This is a genomic window from Caloramator mitchellensis (assembly GCF_001440545.1).
Lineage (GTDB): Bacteria > Bacillota > Clostridia > Clostridiales > Caloramatoraceae > Caloramator > Caloramator mitchellensis.
Genome location: NZ_LKHP01000028.1, coordinates 1 through 7621, shown reverse-complemented (window position 1 = coordinate 7621; position 7621 = coordinate 1). Strand labels below are relative to the sequence as shown.

Sequence of the window (7621 nt, the reverse complement as noted above, 5' to 3'; positions counted from 1 at the left end):
GAATAGATTAATTTTAAAAGCTTTTAAACCTTATATAGGACTTCCAAGAGGTGTATACATTCTATTTTTTGCAAGAATAATAAACGCTATGGGGAACTTTGTTTTTCCTCTTTTAACAATGTATCTTACAGATAAATTAGGGTTAAGTTCAAAGACAGCAGGTCAATTTGTAAGCCTTGCAGCCATGTCCTACTTTCCTGGAGCAATAATAGGTGGAAAATTATCCGACCATATAGGTCGAAAAAAGGTTTTGATTACATCACAATTGTTGGCAGGTTTATTATTTTTGCCCTGCGCTTTTTTAGAAAAATCGATGCTAATTCCTTGGTTGCTTATTTTAGCTGGAGTTATGAATGGAGCAGCTCAACCGGCAAGCAGTGCACTTCTTACTGATATTACTACAAAAGAAAACAGAAAACAAAGTTTTTCACTGCTTTATCTTGGGATAAACATCGGATTTTCAGTAGGGCCATTAATAGCTGGATTTTTATACAAAAATTATATTCAGTGGGTCTTTTTAGGGAATACAATTTCTATAATAGTTGCAACATTTCTTGTAGCTCATTTTGTTGAGGATAAGAAAGCTGAAATTAACAATGAAGATGAAGAATTATTAGCAGATGAGGACAGCAATACCTTTAGGGAACTTTTAAAGAGGAAACAATTGCTTGTATTTGGTGTGATATCTATAGCCTTTTCATTTGCATATTCACAGGGTAATTTTGCAACTACAATGCAATTAAAGGAAGGATTTGGACAGGAGGCTTCAAAATATGTAGGATTGCTAAATTCGGTAAATGGACTTACGGTTATTATTCTGACGACTGTTATTATACATATAACTAAGAAAAACAAAGCAATCTTCAATATATTTTTAGCAGGGATATTCTTTGCTGTAGGATTTGGAATGCTGTATTTCGTGCGTTCAGCTCATTTTTATATATTATCAACAATTATTTGGACAATTGGTGAGATACTAAGCGCTACTAACTCAGGTGTATATATTGCAAATCATTCGCCAACCAACTATAGGGCAAGATTTAGTGCACTTATGAATATAATATCGGGGTTTGGACATGGAATTGGACCGTATTTAATGGGCACTTTCATCGGTATTTATGGGGTAAGGATGGTATGGCCGCTTGTTTTTGGAATAACAAGTATTGCAACCCTTCTTATGTTCTTATTATATAAAAACGAACGAAGTGAATAGTAAGTTATGCACTCGATATGAGTGCTTTTTTTATTGATAAAATTATAACAGCACCACACAAAACAATATAACAGTAAATAAATAATCGAAAAAAACTTGAAAAATTATCAAAAAATCTATTGATACAGAAAACAAAATATATTATAATAAATCTATGGAAAAGAATTTTCTTTTAATAGGAGGTTTTACATATGAAATTTAATGAATGGAAAGATTTTGTTGGCGGAAATTGGAATGAGGATATAGATGTAAGAGATTTTATACAAAAGAACTATACTCCATATGAAGGAGATGCAAGCTTTTTAAAGGGACCTACTGAAAGAACAATTAAAGTATGGGATAAAGCAAAAAAGTTATTGCTTGAAGAAATAAAAAATGGAGTAATTGATATAGATACAGAAACAATATCAGGCATAAATGCCTACAGGCCTGGATATTTAGATAAAGAAAACGAAATTATTGTAGGATTTCAAACAGATGCTCCACTAAAAAGAATAGTTAATCCATGGGGCGGAATCAAAATGGCAGTAAATGCTGCAAGAGCATACGGATACGAAGTTAACAAAGAAATAGTGGATATATTTACTAAGTATAGAAAAACACATAATCAAGGTGTATTTGATGCATATACTGATGAAATGAAACTTGCAAGAAAAACAGGTGTTATTACAGGACTTCCTGATGCATATGGAAGAGGAAGAATAATAGGTGATTACAGAAGGCTGCCACTTTATGGCGTTGATTTTCTTATCGAAAAGAAAAAGGAAGATAAGAAAAGACTTAATGGGCCAATGGTGGATGAAACGATAAGATTAAGAGAAGAAATCACTGAACAGATAAAGGCTTTAGAAGAATTAAAGGAAATGGCAGCTTGCTACGGATATGATATTTCAAGACCGGCAAAGGATGCAAAGGAAGCTGTTCAATGGTTATACTTTGCTTATCTTGCAGCGATAAAGCAGCAGAATGGTGCTGCGATGTCCCTTGGTAGAGTAAGCACATTCCTAGACATATATATTGAGAGGGATTTAAGAAACGGTGTGATAACTGAAGAAGAAGCACAGGAATTAATAGACCAGTTTGTAATTAAATTAAGGCTTGCAAGACACCTGAGAACTCCTGAGTATAACGAACTATTTGCTGGAGACCCAACATGGGTTACTGAGGCAATCGGAGGAATGGGAGAAGACGGTAGAACACTGGTTACAAAAAACAGCTTCAGATTTATGCATACATTAATAAATCTTGGACCAGCACCTGAACCAAATATGACTATTTTGTGGTCGCAAAACTTGCCAGAAAACTTTAAAAAATTCTGTGCAGAGATATCAATTAAGACCGACTCGATACAATATGAAAATGATGATGTTATGAGACCATTATTTGGAGATGACTATGCAATAGCTTGCTGTGTATCTGCAATGAAGGTTGGAAAACAGATGCAGCTATTTGGTGCGAGAGCAAATTTAACTAAGGCTCTATTATATGCAATAAACGGCGGAGTGGATGAAATATTAAAGGTGCAGGTTGGACCTAAGATGGAAATACCAAGTGGGGAATATCTTGAATATAACGATGTTATGTCAAGATTTGAAAAGGTAATGGCATGGCTTGCGGGACTTTATGTAGACACAATGAACGTAATACACTATATGCATGATAAATATGCCTATGAATCACTGCAGATGGCACTACACGATACAAATGTAGAAAGACTTATGGCTTTTGGTGTGGCGGGACTTTCTGTTGCTGTTGATTCATTAAGTGCAATAAAATATGCAAAAGTAAAACCAATAAGGGAAGATGGAATAGCAGTTGATTTTGAAATAGAAGGCGAATATCCAAAGTTCGGAAACGACGATGATAGAGTTGATACGATTGCAGTTGAGCTTGTAGAAAAATTTATTGATGAATTAAGAAAGCATTACGCATATAGAAATGCAAAACATACGATGTCTGTTTTGACAATTACATCAAACGTTGTATATGGCAAAAAGACAGGCTCAACTCCGGATGGAAGAAAGAAGGGTGAAGCATTTGCACCTGGGGCAAATCCAATGCATGGAAGAGATATTGAAGGAGCATTGGCATCATTAAACTCAGTTGCAAAGATTCCATATTCAAGCTGCATGGATGGTGTTTCAAATACGTTCTCAATCCTACCTGATGCTTTAGGAAAGGATATGGATAGCAGAATAAATAATCTTGTTGCTATTATGGACGGATACTTTGCACAGGATGCACATCATTTAAATGTTAATGTTTTAAATAGAGAAATGCTTGAGGATGCTATGGAACATCCTGAAAAATATCCTTCATTGACAATTAGAGTTTCAGGATATGCAGTTAATTTTTCAAGATTAACAAAAGAACAACAACTTGAGGTTATAAAAAGAACATTCCATGAAAGAATATAAGGAAGTGATTAAAATGATTAAGGCAAGGGTTCATTCGATTGAGACAATGGGGCTTGTAGACGGACCAGGAATAAGAACGGTAGTATTTATGCAGGGCTGTAAATTAAGATGTGCCTATTGCCATAATCCTGATACATGGGACATAAAGGGTGGAGAAGAAATAACTGTCGATGAACTTCTAAATAAAGTTAAAAGATATAAGGTATATTATAAACGCTCGGGAGGAGGAGTCACTCTCTCTGGGGGTGACCCTCTATTACAACCTGAATTTGTTGCCGAGTTTTTTAAAAGATGCAAAATGGAGGGAATTCATACAACACTTGATACATCAGGATACGGCATAGGTCATTACGATGAAATACTAAAGTATACAGATTTGGTTCTTTTAGATATCAAACACATCGACGATATTGAACACAAGAAACTTACAGGTGCAAACAGGCATGGCTTTTTTGAATTTCTTAATGCAGTAAAAAGAAATGGAACAAAACTTTGGATAAGACATGTTGTTGTTCCGGGAATTACAGATAAGGATGAGCATATAAGAAAATTAGCTGAATTTATAAACACAATCCCTAATGTAGAAAAGGTTGAGCTTTTGCCATATCATCTTCATGGAGTAAATAAATATAAGGAGATGAATATCCCTTATAGATTAGAAGGTGTTCCTGCTCTTGAAAAGGAAAGACTAAGAGAGTTATTAGATGTATTGAACAGAACATTAAAGTTAACTTCTGATGATAAAAAGGAAATAGCAATATAAAGTCAAGTGTCAACACTTGGCTTTTATGTTTTTTGTCGTTTTTATAGAAATAATTAATTTATATGCTTCATGATATATTTTTTATCTATTTTACATAAACTTCTTTTCTATATTAGAATTAAGTTGAGTTAAATTTAGGGAGGGGAATATTTTGAAAAAAATTATAAGTTTATTATTAATGCTAATTTTTACAGTATCTTTGTTTTCTGCTTGTTCAAAGAAAGAACAAAATTTAACGACAAGCACAGGTTTTAAGATTGTTTCAACAGATGAATTGAAGGATAAAATAGGCAATAGCGACTATGTAATAGTAGACACAAGAATAAACGATGCCTATAACGGATGGAAGCTTGATGGTGTTAAAAGAGGCGGACATATTCAAGGTGCTACAGATTTTGCAGCAAATTGGCTTGATGTTGATTTAAAGGATAAGGATGCAAAACTATTAGAAATTGCAAAGAACAAAGGAATAGTGCCAGAAAAAAATATAGTCCTATATGATGCGAATGGAAAGGACGCAGAAAGAGTTGCGGATTTCTTAAAGAAAAATGGTTATGAAAAGTTATTTGTATACGATGTAAAGGGCTGGGCAGAGGATGAAACTCTACCAATGGAAAGCTATAAAAATTATACTATGCTAGTTCCAGCTACCTGGGTTAAGGATTTAATTGATGAAAAAAATCCTGAGACATTTAATGGTGGTCCAGTAAAGATATTTGAAGTAAGCTGGGGTGAAGATTCACCTGATTATAATGCAGGGCACATTAAGGGTGCTGTCCATATAAACACTGATGAAGTTGAAGAAGGACCTATGTGGAACAAACTCTCAGATGATAGACTTGAAAAATTTGCACTTAACAATGGGATTACAGCGGATACGACAGTAGTCCTCTATGGAACAGATAATATGGCAGCCTATAGAGTAGCTGTAATATTAAAATACATGGGAGTTAAGGATGTAAGAGTATTAAACGGTGGCTTTAATGCTTGGAAAAGAGAAGGATATGAAATCGAAACGGCTAAGAATGCAAAATCACCTGTTGCAGAGTTTGGTGTAAAAGTTCCAGTCAATAAAGGATATATAGTGGATTTACCAGAAGCAAAAGCTATACTAAATGATAAAGAAGGTAGTTGTTTAGTGGACATTAGAAGCTGGGTTGAGTATATAGGCGAAACTTCAGGTTATGACTACATCAAAGGAAAAGGAAGACCTGCAGGAGCTGTTTGGGGACATGCAGGCTCGGACCCTAACAATTTACAGGATTTTAGAAATGTTGACGGAACAATGAGAAATGCTAACGAAATTTTAGCCTTCTGGAAAGAATGGGGAATTACTCCTGATAAAAATCTTTCCTTCTTCTGTGGAACAGGCTGGAGAGCTGCTGAAGTTTTATATTATGCTGACGTTATGGGCTTACAAAAGATTAGCCTTTACGACGGTGGATGGAATGAATGGAGCAATACGAAGGGATTGCCAATTGAAGTTGGTGAACCAAAAAGATAAAATAAAGAGGATGCAGATGCATCCTCTAATTTTTCAATAAACATTAGGAGGAAAACATGAAAAGGATTATTAGTATAATTTTAACTTTTTTTCAGGCTTTATCTGTTATAGCTGCGTTGACTTTGCAATATCTAGCAAATAAAAAAATGGGTGTTGCTAGATTTTTAATCTTTTATAAGAGCGAGTTCTCAAAATCTCTATTTAGTCCTATTTATTTAAAACTATACGTTATAATAGCAATTATTATATTTATAATTCTAATATTGCTAACAATAACCAAACTAAAAAATAAGGCTTTAATGCTTTTGATTTTGAACTCGACGTCACTCATTTTATTAACTAATAAGCCTTTTTTGAATTTGAAAGCGGGATATTTTATTTTGATATCTTTAGCGTTAGCTGAAATTATAGAAATCATAAAATTAGGAATAAATTTTCCCAAGAATTAAAAAGCAAATCATTAAATCTCTTTAAATGAATAATTTTTGAAGGAATTTTAACTTTAAAATCTGTTTCATCACTGCTTACACCTAAGTATCCTTTTTTTAGATTATCAATATTAGGATTCAAGTAAACTTCTTTCCATTCAAATACTTCTGGATTCGTAATTGAAATTGCTGCTGCAGCATCCCAATTACAGAAGGCTCTAACTTTAAAATGAGTATACATGATTTCAACCCATGGAATAATGCTTTTATAAATATATTCAAAAACCTTTATTTTGCTGTTTTTCAGTTTTTCAAGTTCACCTTCTGAGAATATTGCCATACATGTAGTGTTTCCTGTTAAAATTGTTATATCACATTTTGAGGTTAAAAGGTTATATGCAGCCTCATAATCACAGGATAGATTAAGTTCATTTATATTGTTGCCCATTATAATTAATGGTTCAGTTAGTCCACCCATAATTACTATGTTTTTTACATTGTTATAAAAATCTTTATCATATAGATGAGCACCATATAAATTAGTTAGAGAGCCTGTCGCAAGTATGGTAATTTCTTTTGGATGTTTTTTAACTGTTTCAGCTAGAAATATAGCAGCATCAGTTATTCTATTACTTATATCTCCCCCTTTTATTACTGGAATTTCAATATTTAATTCCTGTGTGATTCTTAATGTATTTGCATATACCTCTTCAGCAGTTGAATTTCCATGAGTAGTAGTTATTGCTAATAAATCAATATCTTTTCTCCCCATAAGGTAAAGAAGAGTAAGCCCGTCATCAACGTCTCTTCCTAAAATACCCATAGTATTATCACAATCATATATAATTTTATGCATTCAATTCACCTCTTTTTTATCATCAAAATATTTCTTTACTGACAGAGCAAAAAGAACTAATGATAGAAATCCTGTTATGAGGAATAGGCCAAATTTTGTTGTTTTACCAATATTTTGACCTAAAATAGAGTAAACAATAGTAGCAGGAAGCTGACCGATACCAGTGGCCATTAGAAAAGAAACAAACGACATATGCAAAGGTTATAACAAAGGCAGGAAGTGGAACTGCAATGGATTGAAACATCATAAGAATTATAGAAACAAGAGGGGACCAAACTCCAAATGAATTTATATAATCTTTCACTTCCTTAATATTTAAGCTTGCAAGCATGAAGGAAATTTTGTTGATGGAGTTTTTAAATGTAGGGAAAATAAAATAGGAAAGACCCAAAATAAGAACTACAGTTAATTTAAGAAAAATTTTATTCTATGCTTCATGG

5 protein-coding genes are annotated in these 7621 nt (G+C 33.3%); 4 read left to right on the top strand and 1 reads right to left on the bottom strand.

The features are described 5' to 3' along the window. From ABG79_RS11810 to ABG79_RS11795, 4 genes are all read left to right on the top strand, one after another. The coding region (locus tag ABG79_RS11810) for an MFS transporter (RefSeq protein WP_341409291.1) at nt 1–1213 on the top strand (1213 nt) is incomplete at its 5' end. Nucleotides 1214–1404: 191 nt separating this feature from the next. Next, nucleotides 1405–3630: a formate C-acetyltransferase gene (pflB, locus tag ABG79_RS11805; protein ID WP_057979672.1), complete on the top strand. Its 2226-nt coding sequence runs from the start codon at nt 1405–1407 to the stop codon at nt 3628–3630. A 13-nt stretch (nt 3631–3643) separates the two neighbouring features. Next, a complete protein-coding gene (gene pflA / locus ABG79_RS11800; RefSeq protein WP_057979673.1) occupies nt 3644–4393 on the top strand; it encodes a pyruvate formate-lyase-activating protein in 750 nt (249 codons plus the stop codon). 151 nt (nt 4394–4544) lie between these two features. Next, nucleotides 4545–5897, top strand: a complete 1353-nt coding sequence (locus ABG79_RS11795; protein WP_057979671.1) for a rhodanese-like domain-containing protein — start codon at nt 4545–4547, stop codon at nt 5895–5897. A gap of 414 nt (nt 5898–6311) precedes the next feature. On the opposite strand, the gene ABG79_RS11785 is transcribed toward ABG79_RS11795, so the two are convergent. Continuing rightward, entirely contained in the window at nt 6312–7181 is an 870-nt protein-coding gene (locus ABG79_RS11785) for a nucleoside hydrolase (protein ID WP_057979669.1), read from the bottom strand. Between the last annotated feature and the right edge of the window lie 440 nt (nt 7182–7621).